Annotated in this window: 12 protein-coding genes; 2 read left to right on the top strand and 10 right to left on the bottom strand. The window is 73.1% G+C overall.

The window, feature by feature from the left end:
* Positions 1-110 precede the first annotated feature (110 nt).
* Entirely contained in the window at positions 111-746 is a 636-nt protein-coding gene (locus ACFWZH_RS26940) for a chorismate mutase (protein ID WP_384436371.1), read from the bottom strand.
* A 301-nt stretch (positions 747-1047) separates the two neighbouring features.
* Between ACFWZH_RS26940 and paaK the strand changes: the two genes are divergently transcribed.
* Positions 1048-2376, top strand: a complete 1329-nt coding sequence (gene paaK / locus ACFWZH_RS26935; protein WP_384436368.1) for a phenylacetate--CoA ligase PaaK — start codon at positions 1048-1050, stop codon at positions 2374-2376.
* A 63-nt stretch (positions 2377-2439) separates the two neighbouring features.
* Here the strand turns inward: paaK and ACFWZH_RS26930 are convergent, their stop codons facing one another.
* From ACFWZH_RS26930 to ACFWZH_RS26910, 5 genes are all read right to left on the bottom strand, one after another.
* Positions 2440-3240, bottom strand: coding sequence for a VOC family protein (locus ACFWZH_RS26930; RefSeq protein WP_384436365.1), 801 nt, complete (start codon positions 3238-3240; stop codon positions 2440-2442).
* Between the two features lie 98 nt (positions 3241-3338).
* Positions 3339-4880, bottom strand: a complete 1542-nt coding sequence (locus ACFWZH_RS26925) for an acyl-CoA synthetase (RefSeq protein ID WP_384436362.1) — start codon at positions 4878-4880, stop codon at positions 3339-3341.
* Between the two features lie 57 nt (positions 4881-4937).
* Complete coding sequence (locus tag ACFWZH_RS26920) at positions 4938-6497, bottom strand: acyl-CoA synthetase (protein ID WP_384436359.1); 1560 nt, start codon at positions 6495-6497, stop codon at positions 4938-4940.
* A gap of 19 nt (positions 6498-6516) precedes the next feature.
* Positions 6517-7620 carry an NAD(P)H-dependent flavin oxidoreductase gene (locus ACFWZH_RS26915; protein ID WP_384436356.1) on the bottom strand — a complete coding sequence of 368 codons (1104 nt, stop codon included), beginning with the start codon at positions 7618-7620 and terminating at the stop codon, positions 6517-6519.
* Between the two features lie 434 nt (positions 7621-8054).
* Positions 8055-9629: a phytoene desaturase family protein gene (locus tag ACFWZH_RS26910; RefSeq protein WP_384436354.1), complete on the bottom strand. Its 1575-nt coding sequence runs from the start codon at positions 9627-9629 to the stop codon at positions 8055-8057.
* 179 nt (positions 9630-9808) lie between these two features.
* Here ACFWZH_RS26910 and ACFWZH_RS26905 point away from each other — a divergent pair, with 179 nt between their 5' ends.
* Positions 9809-11116: a glycoside hydrolase family 27 protein gene (locus ACFWZH_RS26905; RefSeq protein WP_384436351.1), complete on the top strand. Its 1308-nt coding sequence runs from the start codon at positions 9809-9811 to the stop codon at positions 11114-11116.
* A gap of 36 nt (positions 11117-11152) precedes the next feature.
* On the opposite strand, the gene ACFWZH_RS26900 is transcribed toward ACFWZH_RS26905, so the two are convergent.
* The 4 genes from ACFWZH_RS26900 to ACFWZH_RS26885 form a co-directional block, all read right to left on the bottom strand.
* Positions 11153-13132, bottom strand: coding sequence for a tetratricopeptide repeat protein (locus ACFWZH_RS26900; RefSeq protein ID WP_384436348.1), 1980 nt, complete (start codon positions 13130-13132; stop codon positions 11153-11155).
* A gap of 33 nt (positions 13133-13165) precedes the next feature.
* Positions 13166-14083, bottom strand: coding sequence for an oxygenase MpaB family protein (locus ACFWZH_RS26895; protein WP_384436345.1), 918 nt, complete (start codon positions 14081-14083; stop codon positions 13166-13168).
* Positions 14084-14135: 52 nt separating this feature from the next.
* The gene (locus ACFWZH_RS26890) at positions 14136-15326 is read right to left on the bottom strand and encodes an acyl-CoA dehydrogenase family protein (protein WP_384436342.1); all 1191 of its coding nucleotides are present in this window, start codon (positions 15324-15326) and stop codon (positions 14136-14138) included.
* 246 nt (positions 15327-15572) lie between these two features.
* On the bottom strand, positions 15573-16013 hold the full coding sequence (locus tag ACFWZH_RS26885) for an SH3 domain-containing protein (protein WP_384436339.1): 441 nt from the start codon (positions 16011-16013) through the stop codon (positions 15573-15575).
* Positions 16014-16063: the final 50 nt, after the last annotated feature.

Genomic DNA, 16063 nt, shown 5'->3' with positions numbered 1-16063 from the left:
GGCACCCGATCCGCCGTCGCCACCGGGCGCGCCGTGGTTCAGCGCGCGGCGGGCGCGTCCCGGGCGCTGCGCAGGCGGCGTCCAGCTACCGGGCGCCGCGTACCCGACGCTCAGCTGCCAGGCGTCGCGTACGCGGTGCAGACCGACCGGAGTGCGCGGCCCAGCGCCACCGTGTGCAGCGCGTCCAGCCGCCGCTCGTGGCGTACGTGGGCGGCGTTCACGGTCAGCAGCGGGCGGCAGGACGGCGCGGAGCGGGCGTCCGGGGAGGCGGCCACGGCCCGGACCAGTTCGCCGTTGATGCGGTTGATCTCCTTGCGGACCTCCCCCAGGTCGGGGCGCTCGTCCGGCGCGCTGGACGGGTCGGCGTCCCACAGCCGGTGCAGTCCGCGCTGCACGACCTTGTTGGCCTCGATCTGGTCCCGGAAGATCCGCTCCGTCGCCACCGGGTCGGCGCCCAGCTGCCGGGCCTGCGCCACCACCGCGTCCAGCACCTGCCGTTCGCGGACCGGGTCGTCGATCGGCGCGCCGGTGCCCCACTTCGCCGCGGCCACCAGGTCCCCGGTGGCCAGCCGCTCCGCGGACAGCGCGGCGAGCGGCCGGAGCTGCTCGTACGGGGAGTGCGCGGCGGCCGAAGGGGCGGCCGGCGGGGCGGCCGGGGCCGCGACGGCCCCGCCGGCCGCGGCGAACAGGACGGCCGCGGCGGCGCCGGCGACCAGCGCACGGCGCATCGAGGTGGTCGGCTGCATGGTGGGCCCCTCTCGAACTCCGTTCCTCCCAAGGGGGGTTCATGGGAGGTCGTACGGCGCGAGCCTACGGCCTGCCGGCACGCTCTCGCGCCGCTCCGCCGCGTCCCGTCGGCCCCACCCCCGGTACGCCGACCGGACCTCACCGACCTGCCCGCCTGATGGACGTCACTCCCCCGCGGGACCACCGGTGAACCGCCTGCGCCAGGCCCCTTGACGTGCTCGCCGCGCGCTGATTACTTGGACCGCATTCAGCTACCGAATGATCGGTAGGGAGACGAGGCGGTGACACTCCATGCCGGACATGCCGGAAGCAGCCACGGGCGGGGCGACGGGCGGTGGGACGTTCGACGACGCGGAGCGGCTCTCCCCGGAGGCGTTGCGGGAACTCCAGCTGACCCGGCTGCGCGCCTCGTTGCAGCACGCCTACGACCATGTCCCCTTCTACCGCGAGTCCTTCGACCGGGCCGGGGCGCATCCCAAGGACTGCCGCTCGCTCGGCGATCTCGTCCGTTTCCCGTTCACCGTCAAGGACGATCTGCGCGCCCAGTACCCCTTCGGCATGTTCGCCGTCCCCAAGGACAGGGTGCGCCGCATCCACGCCTCCAGCGGCACCACCGGCCGCCCGACGGTCGTCGGCTACACCGAGCGCGATCTGTCCCACTGGGCGGACGTCGTCGCCCGTTCGCTGTACGCCGCCGGCGCCCGGCCCGGTCACACCGTCCATATCGCCTATGGATACGGGCTGTTCACCGGCGGTCTGGGCGCCCACTACGGCGCGGAGCGACTCGGCTGTACGGTCGTCCCGGCCTCCGGCGGGATGACCAGCCGGCAGGTGCAGATCATCCAGGACTTCCGCCCCGAGATCATCATGGTGACGCCGTCGTACATGCTCACCCTCCTCGACGAGTTCGAGCGGCAGGGCGTCGATCCCCGGACGACCTCCCTGAAGGTGGGCGTCTTCGGTGCCGAGCCCTGGACGCAGGAGATGCGGCGCGAGATCGAGGAGCGGTTCGCGATCGACGCCGTGGACATCTACGGCCTGTCGGAGGTCATGGGCCCCGGTGTCGCCCAGGAGTGTGTGGAGACCAAGGACGGACTGCACATCTGGGAGGACCACTTCTACCCGGAGGTGGTCGACCCGATCACCGGCGAGGTGCTGCCGGACGGTGAGCACGGGGAGCTGGTCTTCACCTCCCTCACCAAGGAGGCGATGCCGGTCGTCCGCTACCGCACCCGGGATCTGACGCGCCTGCTGCCGGGCACCGCGCGGGCGGCCTTCCGCCGGATGGAGAAGGTCACCGGGCGCAGCGACGACATGATCATTCTGCGGGGGGTCAACCTCTTCCCCGCACAGGTCGAGGAGATCGTGCTGCGCACGCCCGGCGTCGCCCCGCACTTCCAGCTGAAGCTGACGCGGGAGGGCCGGCTGGACCAGCTGACCGTACGCGCCGAGGCCCGCCCCGATGCCACCTCCGAGGAGCGCACGGCGGCCGTCGGGATGATCGCGCGCGGCGTCAAGGACGGCATCGGGGTCTCGGTCGCCGTCGAGATCGTCGATCCGGAGACGCTGGAGCGCTCGGTGGGCAAGATCAAGCGCATCGTGGACGCCCGCCCGCGGGACACCCGCTGAGAGGCGCCGCCGGTCGCCGTCGCGGCCGGGCGGCACACCCCGGCCACCGTCCCGGCACGCCGCTCAGGTCATGTTCGGATCCCCCTTGATCAGGGCGAACGGGGCCCCGGCGGGGTCCTTCACCATGGCCAGCCGACCGACGCCCGGGGCGTCGGCGGGCGGGATCAGGACCGTGGCGCCCTGGCCGACGGCGGCCGCGTAGGTCGCGTCGCAGTCGAGCACGCCGAAGTACGGGTGCCACTCCGAGGTCGAGCCGGCCGCCAGATTCTCCTTCGGCAGCTGCATGAGGCCGCCCTGACCCGGGTCGTCGGTCCTGCCGCCGCCCGGCGAGGAGATGACCGAGTAGACCATGTCGCCGCCCATCGGCATGTCCTGATAGCTCCAGGAGAAGACCTGGCGGTAGAAGTCCTTCGCCGCGGCCGCGTCGGTGGTGTACAGCTCGGTCCAGCAGAGCGTGTTGGGCTCCATGACCCTCTCCAGGCCACCGGTCTCGCGCGGCTGCCACACGGCGAAGTCGGCGCCCGTCGGGTCGGTGAAGGCCGCCAGCCGGCCCGCCGTGAAGACGTCCCCCGGCTCGACCCGCACCGAGCCGCCGGCCTGCTCCACCGCCTTGGCCGTGGCGTCCGCGTCGCGCGTGTGGAAGTACGCCGTCCAGGCGGAGGCGGCGCCCTCCTCCGTCAGCGGGCCGGCGGCGGCGACCGTCCTGCCGTCGATCTGGAAGAAGCCGTACCCGCCGGCCTGCGGGCCGGCCGACTCGAAGCTCCAGCCGAACACGGCGGAGTAGAAGGCGACGGCGGCGTCGACGTCGGGAGCCCCGAGGTCGAGCCAGTTCGGTGTGCCCGGGACGTAGTCGGTGGTCAGCATGGGTGCTCCTCCATCGTACGGATCGAGGCCTGCGGGGCCGTTCTCCCGCCGCTTCTCAGCATGGCAGGGGCCACTGACAACCGCCCTCCGCACACGGCTCAGGGCGCAGCGAACCGCTCGCGCAGCTCACGCTTGAGGACCTTCCCGCTGGCGTTGCGCGGCAGCGCGTCCACGAACACCACCCGTTTGGGCGCCTTGAACGGCGCGAGGCGGGCCCGCGCCGCCTCGATCAGCTCCCGCTCCCCCACCAGGGCCCCACCGCCCGTGGTCCGCGAACCGTCCGTACGCCGCACCACCACCGCCGTCACCGCCTCGATCCAGCGCTCGTCCGGCAGTCCGATGACCGCGACCTCGGCCACCTGCGGATGCTCGTAGAGCACGTCCTCCACCTGGCGCGAGGCGACCAGGACGCCGCCGGAGTTGATGACGTCCTTGACCCGGTCGACCACCGTGAAGTAGCCCTCCGCGTCGCGGACGGCGAGGTCCCCGGAGCGGAACCAGCCGTCCCGGAACGCCTCGGCGGTCTCCTCCGGCTTGTCCCAGTAGCCGGTGCACAGTTGCGGGGACCGGTAGACGACCTCGCCCCGGGTGCCGTCCGGCACCTCCCGGCCCGCCTCGTCCACCACCCGCGCCTCGACGAAAAGCACCGGGCGCCCGCAGGAGTCCAGCCGGCCCTCGTGCTCGTCCGGGCCGAGCACGGTGGCCAGCGGCCCGATCTCGCTCTGTCCGAAGCAGTTGTAGAAGGCGAGCCGGGGCAGGCGGGCGCGCAGCCGCTCCAGGACCGGCACCGGCATGATCGAGGCGCCGTAGTAGGCCTTGCGCAGCCCGCCCAGCTCCCGGGTGGTGAAGCCGGGGTGCTGCGACAGCGCGATCCACACCGTCGGCGGCGCGAAGAGGCTGTCGGCCCGGCCCGCCTCCACCAGGTCGAAGATCCGGTCCGGGTCGGGGCCGTCCAGGACGGTGTTCTCGGCGCCCACCGCCAGATAGGGCAGCAGGAACACATGCATCTGCGCGGAGTGGTAGAGCGGCAGCGAGTGCAGCGGCCGGTCGGTCTCCTTGAGGTCGAGGGCGACGACGGCGCTGGTGTACTCGTGCACCAGCGCACGGTGCGTCATCATCGCGCCCTTGGGCAGGGCGGTCGTCCCCGAGGTGTAGAGGAGCTGCACCAGTTCGTCGTCGGCGACCTCCGGCAGCTCCCCGGCGCCCTCGGGCACCGCGCCGGCCGCGAGCCGCTCCAGCAGCCCGTCGGGCGTGCCGTACAGCGGCAGGGTGCGTACGGAGTCCGGCAGCCGGTGCGCGAGGGCGGCGTCCGTGAGCACCAGCGCGCTGCCCGACTGGTCCAGGATGTAGCGCAGGTCCTCGCCGGTGAGGCCGTGGTTGACCGGTACGTGCACCAGTCCGGCGCGGGCGCAGGCCAGAAAGCCGATCAGATACGCGTCGGAGTTGTGCCCGTAGGACGCGACCCGGTCACCGGGCCCGAGGCCGTCCGCCAGCAGCACCCGGGCCGCGGCGGTCACCGCGTCGTCCAGTTCGCGATAGGTCCAGGCCCGCTCCCCGTAGCGCACCGCGGTCCTCCCGGGCACGCGGCGGGCGCTGCGCCGCAGGACTGCGTCGACGGTGTTGCTCCGTGCTCGCATCATGGCGCGATCCTCGGCCGCGCCCTACCCCCGGTCAAGGCACCCGACCGCGCGTCAGCCCTATACGGCGCGTTCGCGTCCCTGCCAGTACGGGTCGCGCAGCCGGCGTTTGTAGAGCTTGCCGTTGGGGTCGCGCGGCATGGCGGCGATGAAGTCGACGGACTTGGGGCGTTTGTAGCCGGCGAGCCGCCGTTCGCAGTACGCCAGGATGTCGGCGGCCAGCTCGGGGCCCGCCCGGTGGCCCTCGGCGGGTTCCACGACGGCTTTGACCTCCTCGCCCCAGTCGTCGTGCGGGATGCCGAAGGCGGCCGCGTCGGCGACCGCGGGGTGGCCGAGGAGGGCGGATTCGATCTCGGCGGGGTAGATGTTCACCCCGCCCGAGATGATCATGTCGATCTTGCGGTCGCGGAGGAAGAGGTAGCCGTCCTCGTCGAGACAGCCGAGGTCCCCGACGGTGAAGAAGTCCCCGATCCGGTTCTTCCTCGTCTTGCCCTCGTCCTTGTGGTAGCTGAAGCCGCCGGTGGTCATCTTCATGTAGACGGTGCCCAGTTCACCGGCCGGCAGCCGGTTGCCGTCGTCGTCGAAGACGGCCAGCTCGCTGATCGGCCAGGCCTTGCCGACCGTCCCCGGCTTCTTGAGCCAGTCCTCGGCGGTCGCGAACGCGCCGCCGCCCTCGCTCGCCGCGTAGTACTCCTCCACACAGCCGCCCCACCAGTCGATCATCGCGCGTTTGACGTGGTCGGGGCAGGGCGCGGCGCCGTGGATGGCGTGCCGCATCGCGCTCACGTCGTAGGCCGCCCGGGTCTTCTCCGGCAGGGCGAGCAGCCGGTGGAACTGGGTCGGCACCATATGGGTGTGGGTGCAGCGGTGCTCGTCCATCAGGGCCAGCATGCCCTGCGGCGTCCACTTGTCCATGAGGACGATGCGGTGGCCGATGTGCAGCGAGGCGCCGGCGAACTGCAGTACGGCGGTGTGGTAGAGCGGCGAGCAGACCAGGTGGACGTTGCCGTCGAACGGCTTGATGCCGAAGATGCCGAGGAAGCCGCCCAGATGGGCGTCCTCGGGCGCGGTGCCGGGCAGCGGGCGGCGGATGCCGCGCGGGCGTCCGGTGGTGCCCGAGGTGTAGTTCATCACCCAGCCCAGGGTGCGGTCGTCGGGCGCGGCGTCCGGTTGTCCGTCGAGGAGCCGGCCGTAGGGCTGGAATCCCTCGACCGTCCCGACGGCGTAGCGCTGCGCCGCCGGCACTCCCGCCTCGTCGGCGGCCTGCCGCGCCGTCGACGCGAACCGTTCGTGGACGATGAGCACCTTGGCACCGGAGTCCGCGACGATCCAGGCGATCTCCGGGCCGACCAGGTGGTGGTTGACGGGGACGAGGTAGAGGCCGGCCTGGGACGCGGCGAGGTAGGCGGTGAGTAACTCCACGCCGTTGGGGAGCACGACGGCGAAGGCGTCGCCGCGTTCCAGGCCCGCGGCGCGCAGTCCGTGGACGAGTCGGTTGGCGGCGGCGTGCAGCCGGGCCGCGGTCCACTCCTCGCCGTCCGGGGCGATCAGGACCGTACGGTCGGGGTCGGCGGCGGCCTGCGCCCAGAAGCCGTTGGGCGGCGGGGCGTCCTTGGTCATGGGGCTGTCCTCCTGGGGGTCACGCGCGTCCGGCGATGCGGTTGATGCGGTCGACGGCCCGCTCGAAGCCGCGGGTGAGGTCGTCGAAGACGGCCTGCACGCTGCGTTCGCTGTTCATCCGGCCGACGATCTGGCCGACGGGGGTGCCCAGCAGCGGCTCGACCTCGTGCCGCTGGATGCGGGAGTTGGCCTCGGCGACCAGCAGGCCCTGGAGCGGCATCGGAAGGGTGCCGGGCCCGTCGGGATCGTCCCAGGCGTCGGTCCATTCCGTACGCAGCTGGCGGGCGGGTTTGCCGGTCAGGGCGCGGGAGCGGACGGTGTCGCCCGGCCCGGCGGCGAGCAGTTTCGCGGTCAGCCGCCGGGAGTGCAGCTCGGCCTCCTCGGTGGTCAGCCAGATCGAGCCGAGCCAGACGCCCTGCGCGCCGAGGGCGAGCCCGGCGGCGACCTGCTCACCGGTGCCGATGCCGCCCGCGGCGAGCACCGGGAGCGGGTCGACGGCGGCCACGATCTCCGGGGTGAGGACCATGGTGGCGATCTCCCCGGTGTGCCCGCCCGCCTCGTAGCCCTGGGCGACGACGATGTCGATGCCGGCGGCCTGGTGGTGGCGGGCGTGCCGGGGGCTGCCGGCCAGGGCGGCGACGAGGACGCCGTGGTCGTGGGCGCGCCGGACGACGTCGGGCGGCGGTGAGCCGAGGGCGTTGGCGAGCAGCTTGATCGGGTAGTCGAAGGCCACGTCGAGCTGGGTGCGGGCGACCTGCTCCATCCAACCGGTGATCCGCCAGCCGGGCGTCTCCCCCTGGGCGAGCCGCGGCACCTGATGCTTCTCCAACAGCTCGGTGACGAACCTGCGGTGCCCCTGGGGGATCATCGCCTCGACATCGGCCTCGCTGACGCCCTCCACCTTCTTGGCGGGCATCACCACATCGAGCCCGTAGGGCAGTCCGTCGGTGTGCTCCTGCATCCAGTCGAGGTCGCGGGCCAGTTCGTCGGGCGCGGTGTAGCGGACCGCGCCGAGCACCCCGAACCCGCCGGCCCGGGTGATCGCCGCGGCGACGGCGGGGAACGGCGTGAACCCGAAGACGGCGTGCTCGGCTCCCAGCGTGTTGCTCAGCTCCGTCTGCATGCGCGAAGGATGCCGCAGCGGGCCGTACGAGGGAAGAGATTTTCTGATGAAGCGTCAGAAAGTGCTGGGGATTGGCCAGGGGGTGCCTTGAGGGCGTCCTCTAGGGCTTGGGGGAACAGATCCCGTAAGGGTCACGAGGGCCCCCTGCGGGGCCACAACGGGGTGGGGGTTGGTGGTATTCCCGGGGATGCGGGTGGGGGCTGGTGGTACCGCCCGGCAATGCGGGTGGGGGCTGGTGGTACCGCCCGGCAATGCGGGTGGGGGCTGGTGGTACCCCCGGGGATGTGGGTGGGTGCCCCGGGGATACGGGTGGGTGCCCCGGGGATGCGGGTGGGTACCCCGGGGGATACGGGTGGGTACCCCCGGCGCGCACCGGAGGGCGCGACCGGTCGCAGCAGGGGCGGCCCGTCGCGGCAGGGCGCCGCCCCGCCCCGTCAGTCCTCCTCCAAGACCGCCATCGCCGCGTTGTGGCCGGGGATTCCGCTGACTCCTCCGCCGCGGACCGCGCCCGCGCCGCACAGCAGGACGTTGGGGTGGGTGGTGGCCACGCCCCAGCGGGCCGGCGCGGTGCCGCCGGCCGCCCCGGCGCGCTCGTCGTGCTCGTCCGCGTACGGGAACGCCAGGTCGCGGTGGAAGATGTTGCCGCCCGGCAGGCCCAGCTCCCGGTCCAGGTCCAGGGGGGAGCGGGCCTCGATGCAGGGGCGGCCCTCGGCGTCGTGGGCCAGGCAGTCGGCGAGCGGTTCGGCGAGATGGGTGTCGAGCTCGGCGAGGGTGGCGGCGAGCAGGCGGTCACGGGTGCTGTCGTTGTCCGCGGCGAACAGCCGGGCCGGGGTGTGCAGGCCGAAGAGGGTGAGCGTCTGGTAGCCCTGGCGGACCAGGTCGGCGCCGAGGATGGAGGGGTCGGTCAGGGAGTGGCAGTAGATCTCGGACGGCGGGTCCGCGGGCAGCTCGCCGGACGCGGCCTGCTGGTAGGAGCGCTCCAACTGGCCGTAGCCCTCGGCGATGTGGAAGGTGCCGGAGAAGGCCTCCCGCGGGTCCACCCGGGTGTCGCGCAGCCGCGGGAGCCGGGTGAGCAGCATGTTCACCTTGAGCTGGGCGCCCTCGGCTGGTGGTGGCGGGTTCTCGCCCAGGAGGCGGGCGAGTTCGCGCGGGGAGGCGTTGACCAGGACCCGGCGGGCACCGATCGTGCCCCGGTCGCAGCTGACCTCCGCCGTCCGGCCGTCCGTGGCGATCGCGGTCACCGGGCAGTCGGTGACGATCTCGGCCCCGGCGCGGCGGGCGGCGTCGGCCAGTGCGTCGGTGAGGGCGCCCATACCGCCGATGGGGACGTCCCAGTCGCCGGTGCCGCCGCCGATGACGTGGTAGAGGAAGCAGCGGTTCTGGCGCAGGGAGGGGTCGTGGGCCGTGGCGAAGGTGCCGATCAGGGCGTCGGTGAGGACGACGCCGCGAACCAGGTCGTCGGTGAAGGTCTCCTCGACCACCTCGCCCAGGGGGCGTTCGAACAGGGCGTGCCAGGTGGCGTCGTCGTCGACGGCGGCGCGCAGTGCGGCGCGGGTGGGGAGCGGCTCGGTGAGGGTGGGGAAGACCCGTTCGGCGAGCCTTTGGGTGGTGCCGTAGAAGCGCTGCCAGGCGCCGAACTCCCGGTCGGATCCGGTGAGGTCGGCGAAGGACTTACGGGTGCGGTGCTCGCCGCCGCCGACGAGGAGGCCGGTGGGGCGGCCGTCGCGTACGGCGGGGGTGTAGGAGGAGACGGTGCGCTTGCGGACCGCGAAGCGCAGCCCGAGGTCCCGCACGATCTTCGGCGGCAGCAGGCTGACGAGGTAGGAGTAGCGGGACAGCCGGGCGTCGACCCCGGCGAACGCCCGGGTCGACACGGCGGCCCCACCCGTGTGGTCCAGCCGCTCCAGCACCAGCACGCTGCGCCCGGCCCGTGCGAGATAGGCGGCGGCGACCAGCCCGTTGTGCCCGCCGCCGACGACGACCGCGTCATACGAAGTCCGTTCCGGCATGCCCCTTCGTAGCACGCGGTGATCCCGGTGGCCAGGTGCACGCGGCTGAAACCTCCGGCGCGGTCGGTGCGGCTTCTTGATCGGCCGCGGGGCTGCTCCTAGCGTCCGGCCGTGCTCGCCTCCGGGACCGCCCCGGCTGTCCCGCACGCAGGCCGTCCCGCTCCCCCATGAGGTGACCCGTGTCCCGCCCCTCGGTATCCCGCACCGGCCGCAGCCTCGCCGGGCTGACCGCCGTCGCCGTCTGCTCGGCCGGGCTGCTCGCGGCCCCCGCACCCGCCTCCGCCACCCCCGACCCGGCCCGCCCGCCCGGCGCGACGCACACCGCGATGCCGTATCCGCATCTGGCCCCGACACCCCCCATGGGCTGGAACAACTGGTCCCACTACGCATGCGGCATCAGCGAGCAGGTGGTCCTGGGCAATGCCCGGGCCCTGGTCCGTACGGGTCTGGCGGCGAAGGGCTACGACACCGTGACGGTCGACGACTGCTGGATGAGCAGGCAGCGCGGCCCCAATGGCGAGCTGGTGCCGGACCCGGTCAAGTTCCCGCACGGCATGGCGTACGTCGGGCAGCAGCTGCACCGGATGGGCCTGAAGTTCGGCATCTACGAGGATGTCGGCACGCTCACCTGCGAGAAGTACCCCGGCAGCCTCGGCCGCTTCCGCCAGGACGCGCAGTTGTTCGCGCAGTGGAAGGTGGACTACGTCAAGGCGGACGGCTGCAACGTGCCCACGGTGGCCGGGCGCAGCAAGGAGCAGACCTACCGCGACCTGTACGGGCAGATGAGTGACGCGCTGCGGGCCGCCGGGCGGCCGATGACGTTCTCGGTGTCCGCGCCGGCGTACTTCCAGTTCGACGGCGCCGCCGTCTGGCACCGGGTCATCGGCTGGTCGTCCGAGCTGGGCAATCTGTGGCGCAGCGGCCGCGATGTGGCGCTGCAGAAGGCCTCACCGGACACGAAGTGGTCCTCCGTCGTCTACAACTTCCGCTACAACGCCGATCTGGCGGACCTCCAGCGGCCCGGACGCTGGAACGACCCGGACTTCCTGCTCGCCGGCGGCTCGGGGCTGACGCAGCAGGAGATGCAGAGCCAGATGTCGCTGTGGGCGGTGATGGCGGCACCGCTGATCTCCAGCACGGACCTGGAGAAGCTGTCACCGGCGGCGCGTGCGGTGCTCGGCAACGAGGAGGTCATCGCCGTCGACCAGGATCCGCTGGGGGTCCAGGGGCACATCGTGCAGCAGGGCACCGACTTCGCGGTGCTGAGCAAGCCGCTGAAGAACGGCGACCACGCGATCGCCCTGTTCAACTCGGGCGACTCGGCGCGCACGCTGTCGGTCACGGCCGGTGCGGCCGGGCTGCCGAAGAGCTCCTCCTATCTGCTGCACGATCTGGTCACCGGCCGCCGTGCGCACAGCGCCGGCGACATCGCGGCCCCCAATGTGCCGGCGCACGGGACGGTGCTCTACCGGGTCACCCCGAGCTGAGCCGCGCGGCGGCTCGCCGGCCGCCCGCGGACCCCGCTACCGCTCGCGTCGGGCGCGCTGCCGGCGTACGGACGCGACCCGGCGGTGGAGTGCGGCCGCCTCGTCCGCGCGGCCCAGCTGCTCCAGGCACTGGGCCAGGTCGCTCAGGCTGGTCAGCGCGTCGGGGTGGGCGGCGCCCAGGACCCGTTCGCGGGCGTCGGCCACCTGGCGGTAGCCGTCCAGCGCGTCGTTCCAGCGGCCGAGCCAGCCGAGGGCCACGGCGGTCTCCCGCCGGCTGACCAGGGTGTCGGGGTGGTCGGGGCCCAGGGCCCGCTCGCGCGCCGCGGCCACCTCCCGGGCTTCGACCAGGGCCTCCTGCCAGCGGCCCAGCCGTCCGAGGTTGACGCCCAGGCCGTGCCGGGCGCGCAGGGTGTCGGGGTCGTCGGCGCCCCGGGCGCGGGTGCGGGCCGCGATCAGGTCGCGGTAGAGCGCCAGGGCCTCCGCGCTGCGGCCCAGCCGGCCGAGGCCGAGGCCGACCTCGTAGCGGGCGGCGAGGGTGTCGGGGTGGTCGGGGCCCAGTGCCGCCGAGCGGGCCGCCGCGACCTGCTGGTAGGTCTGCAGCGCCGCCGCCCAGTTGCCCAGTTTGCCCAGTACGTGGGCGAGTTCGCAGCGGGTGGTGAGGGTGTCGGGGTGGTGGGCGCCGAGGACCCGGGCGCGTGCCTCGGCCACCTCGCCGGTCATCGCCAGGCAGTCCTCCAGCCGGCCCAGCCGGCCGAGGTTGAGCGCGAGGTGGTGGCGGCAGCCGAGGGTGTCGGGGTGGTCGGGTCCCAGCGCGCGCTGCTGGTCGGCCAGCACCTCGGCGTAGCACTGGTGGGCGTCGAAGTAGCGGCCCTGGCGGCCCAGCGCATGGGCGGACTCCAGACGGGCGGTGAGGGCGGCGCGGCGGTCGTCGGGTGGTGCGGGGCTGGCGAGCGGGCCGACCGGGGCGGCGTCGCCGCGGCGCGGGTCGTCGCCGCCGGTCCAGGTGTCGGTCAGGACCGTGGCGGCCCGGTCGGCCGTGGGGCGGGGCGGGCGGCGGGCGGCGCCGGCCGGGGAGCCCAGGGTCATGCCGCGGGTCCAGGACGGCAGCCGCGGGGTGGCGGCGGTGGTGTCGTCGGAGCCGGCCGGGGCGCGGCGCGCGGGGTGCCGATGGCGGGCGTCGGCGAGGCGTTTGGCCAGTTCGTCGGCGTCGCGGGGCCGGTCGTCGGGGTCCTTGGCGAGCAGTTCGAGCATGATCCGCTCGTAGGGCTCGGGCAGGTCGGGGCGGAGCGTACGGGGCGGGGTGGGGGCGGTGTCGCGGTGTCCGACGAGGACCGCCCAGGCGTCGCCGAGGTCGAACGGGGGGACGCCGGTGGCCAGCTCGTAGAGCACACAGCCCAGGGAGTACAGGTCGCTGCGGTGGTCTATGGCGTGCGCGCCGATCTGCTCGGGCGACATGTAGTGCGGGCTGCCCATGGCGATGCCGGTGCCGGTGAGGCGGGCGGTGAAGCCGATGTCGTGGCCGAGGCGGGCGATGCCGAAGTCGCAGATCTTGACCGTGCCGTCGGTGGTGCGGACGATGTTCGCCGGTTTCAGATCGCGGTGCACGACGGCTTGTTCGTGGGTGTAGGCGAGCGCGGCGGTGACCTGCTCGGCGATCTCGATGACGTCCCTGACGGGCAGCGGCTGGCGCCGGTTGTCGTCCAGCAGCTGGCTGAGATTGCGGCCGTTGAGCAGCTCCATGACGATGAAGAGCGTGCCCGCGTCCTCGCCGAAGTCGTGGACGACGGTGATGCCGCGGTGCTGGAGGGCGGCCGCGACCCGGGCCTCGCGCCGGAAGCGTTCGCGCAGCACCTGGAGGAACGACGGCTCGTGCCGGGGCCCCAGGGGCTTGAGGCACTTGACGGCGACCTGCCGGCCCAGTGATTCGTCGCGGGCCCGCCAGACCTCGCCCATACCGCCGCGGCCGATGGTGTCGAGCAGCCGGTAGCGCCCCTGAACCAGTCTGTTCTCCGCCATCCCGTATCGCCGCCCCCGTCCCCAGTGCCGCGGTCAGCCGCGCAGTTCCCCCTGCGTCCCGTCGTGCCGGTCCAGTATGGCGGCGCGAGCGCGGAGCTTGTAGGGCGCTGGGCGGGTGTCGGGGCCGAGTCGTTCGACGGCGCGCAGGATGTGCCGGGGCGGCAGCTGCCAGCGGACGGTGGGCGGAACGGCGCGCAGGAGGCGGCCGGTGGCGCGAAGGCGGCGGGTGACGGCGGCCGGCGGGGGCGCGGGGCGCCGGTAGAGGTCGTGTGCGTACGCCGGGAGCGCGTCGTAGGCCAGGTGCGCGACCCGCTGCCAGAGCAGCGCGCGGGCCGGGACGAGAGGAGCGGGTGTCGGGGGCCGGCGCAGGAACGCGTCGACCTGGCGGGCCTCGGGGGTCAGCGCCAGTTCGGGCCGTACGCCGTCGAAGTAGGCGGCGAGGGCCTCCCGGTCGCCGGGGACCGCGTCCGGTTCGAGGCCGACCAGGCGGGCGCTCGTGCGCTGTTCGGCGAGGTAGCGGTCGGCCTGGGCGTCGCTGACCGGGTAGCCGGAGCGGCGCAGTACGTGCAGGTAGGAGTCCACCTCCGCGCAGTGCACCCACAGCAGCAGGGCCGGCTCGTCGATGCCGTAGCGCTCGCCGGTGGCCGGGTCGGTGGCGGTCAGCTGGCGGTGGATGGCACGGACCGCGGCGCCGGCCCGCTCGGCGGCTTCGGTGGTGCCGTAGGTGAGGGTGCCGACGAAGTCGGCGGTGCGCATCAGCCGGCCCCAGGCGTCGCGCCGGCCCCTGGCGTCCATGTGGAACGCGGCGGAGTTCTGCATGACGCCGCGCACGGCGCGCGGGTGCAGCGCCTGGAGGTACAGCGCGCGCACGCCCGCGATCCACATCATCGGGTCGCCGTGCAGCTGCCAGGTCACCGAGCGGGGCCCGAAGAGCCCGGGGTCGCCTGCCATGCGCCCCACCTCCCGTCTGGGGTATCCCCGCGCCCGTAAGGCGTGGGGCCGGTCAGCGCCGTACGCGGGGCATCCCGAGGCCGATCCACGAGATGATCTCGCGCTGGATCTCGTTGTTGCCGCCGCCGAAGGTGAAGATGACCGCGGAGCGGTAGCCGCGTTCCAGTTCGCCGTGGAGCACGGCGCCCGCCGAGCCCTCCTTCAGCGGGCCGGCCGAGCCGACGACCTCCATCAGCCAGGCGTAGGCGTCCCGCCGGGCCTCGGATCCGTAGACCTTGACCGCGGAGGCGTCCTGCGGGGTGAGCGTGCCCTGCTGGAGCGCGTCGACCATCTGCCAGTTCAGCAGCTTCATGGCGTCCAGTCTGGTGTGGGTGCGGGCCAGTCGGCCTCGGACCCAGCCCAGGTCGATGACCCGGCGGCCGTCGGCGAGCTTGGTGTCGGCGGCCCAGCGCTGGACGTTGTGCAGGGCGCGGATGGCCATGGTGCCGTGGGCGGCGAGGGTGACCCGCTCGTGGTTGAGCTGGTTGGTGATGATCCGCCAGCCCTTGTTCTCCTGGCCGACCCGGCGGGTGGCCGGGACGGTGATGTTCTCGTAGTAGCTGGCGGTGGTGTCGTGCGAGGCGAGGGTGTTGATCATGGTGCAGGAGTAGCCGGGGTCGCTGGTGGGGACCAGGAGCATGGTGATGCCCTTGTGGGGCGGGGCGTCGGGGTCGGTCCGTACGGCCAGCCACACCCAGTCGGCGGTGTCCCCGTTGGTCGTCCAGATCTTCTGTCCGTTGACGAGATACGTGCCGGTCTCTTCGTCGCCCTCGCGTACCGCGCGGGTCTTGAGGGCGGCCAGGTCGGTGCCGGCGTCCGGTTCGCTGTAGCCGATCGCGAAGTCGATCTCGCCGGAGAGGATCCTGGGCAGGAAGTAGGCCTTCTGCTCCTCGGTGCCGAACTGCATGATCGTCGGGCCGACGGTGTTCAGCGCCATCAGCGGCAGCGGGACGCCCGCCTGTGCGGCCTCGTCGAAGAAGAGGAACTGCTCCATCGGGGTCATCCCGCGCCCGCCGAACTCCTTGGGCCAGCCGACGCCGAGCCAGCCGTCGAGGCCCAGACGGCGCACGGTCTCGCGGTAGAAGCGTTTCTGGGCGGTGGGGTCGGCGTACCGTGCGTAGGCGTTGTCCGGCACCAGTTCGGCGAAGTAGGTGCGCAGTTCGGCCCGCAACTGCTGCTGCTCGGGGGTGTATTCGAGGTGCACGGCCCCTCCAGTTCGTCCGGTCCCGTCGTCCGGTCCGGCGGCACGACGTTCCTGACGGGGCGTCGGATGCCGGATCGAGGGCACAGTAGAACTTGTTCCAGTAATACGGAAGGGTGCCGGAGCGCGATCGAGCCGGTGCGGGCGCCGGGCCGGGGGTCCGGGCCGGCGCCGGGGCGGGGCGACCGTACGCACGAAGGCCCGGTACGACACCTGTGGGGTGCCGGACCGGGCCCCGCCCGGGCGCCATCAGCCCATGGCGTGCTTGGCCGGGTTGTCGAAACCGGGGTGGTGCATCCGGCCGTGCTGCACGTCCTTGCAGTACTTGACCTTGCCGGTGTTGGTCACGTACTTCGCCGAGACCCAGGACGCCCGCTCGTCGCGGGTGAGGTACCAGACGCTGTTGCCGGCGACGCTCTGGGTGCGCACCTTGCACACCAGGCCGATCTGCGCGCGGTGACGGAAGAAGCCCCTCACGGAGGAGTCCGTGCTGGGGTACTGACGCGCGCTCAGGCCCATCTTCGTGGTGACGATGCCGTACGGCTTCGCGGTGCTGACGGGCCCGGGCGTCGCCGCCTGGGCCGAGGCCGCGGTGGACAGCGTCGCACCCATGGCGACGGCCGCGGCCAGTACGCCCGCGCCGGCGGCGAGTCTTCTGCCTCGGGCCACGAGGAGTTCGGTCGTGGACATAGGGGGTCTCCTGTTCTTGACGCGCAATGGCACCCATTGGCGCAAACGGG

Origin of the sequence: Streptomyces sp. NPDC059008 (assembly GCF_042749045.1) — a bacterium.
Classification (GTDB): Bacteria; Actinomycetota; Actinomycetes; order Streptomycetales; family Streptomycetaceae; genus Streptomyces.
This window is presented reverse-complemented; position numbering and strand designations above follow the sequence as displayed.

Excerpts from the sequence above, each read along its gene's own strand:
- ACFWZH_RS26940 (WP_384436371.1), bottom strand. The coding sequence starts at position 746 with ATGCAGCCGACCACCTCGATGCGCCGTGCGCTGGTCGCCGGCGCCGCC.
- paaK (WP_384436368.1), top strand. The coding sequence starts at position 1,048 with ATGCCGGAAGCAGCCACGGGCGGGGCGACGGGCGGTGGGACGTTCGAC.
- ACFWZH_RS26910 (WP_384436354.1), bottom strand. The coding sequence starts at position 9,629 with ATGCCGGAACGGACTTCGTATGACGCGGTCGTCGTCGGCGGCGGGCAC.
- ACFWZH_RS26895 (WP_384436345.1), bottom strand. The coding sequence starts at position 14,083 with ATGGCAGGCGACCCCGGGCTCTTCGGGCCCCGCTCGGTGACCTGGCAG.
- ACFWZH_RS26920 (WP_384436359.1), bottom strand. The coding sequence starts at position 6,497 with ATGACCAAGGACGCCCCGCCGCCCAACGGCTTCTGGGCGCAGGCCGCC.
- ACFWZH_RS26885 (WP_384436339.1), bottom strand. The coding sequence starts at position 16,013 with ATGTCCACGACCGAACTCCTCGTGGCCCGAGGCAGAAGACTCGCCGCC.
- ACFWZH_RS26900 (WP_384436348.1), bottom strand. The coding sequence starts at position 13,132 with ATGGCGGAGAACAGACTGGTTCAGGGGCGCTACCGGCTGCTCGACACC.
- ACFWZH_RS26925 (WP_384436362.1), bottom strand. The coding sequence starts at position 4,880 with ATGATGCGAGCACGGAGCAACACCGTCGACGCAGTCCTGCGGCGCAGC.
- ACFWZH_RS26915 (WP_384436356.1), bottom strand. The coding sequence starts at position 7,620 with ATGCAGACGGAGCTGAGCAACACGCTGGGAGCCGAGCACGCCGTCTTC.
- ACFWZH_RS26930 (WP_384436365.1), bottom strand. The coding sequence starts at position 3,240 with ATGCTGACCACCGACTACGTCCCGGGCACACCGAACTGGCTCGACCTC.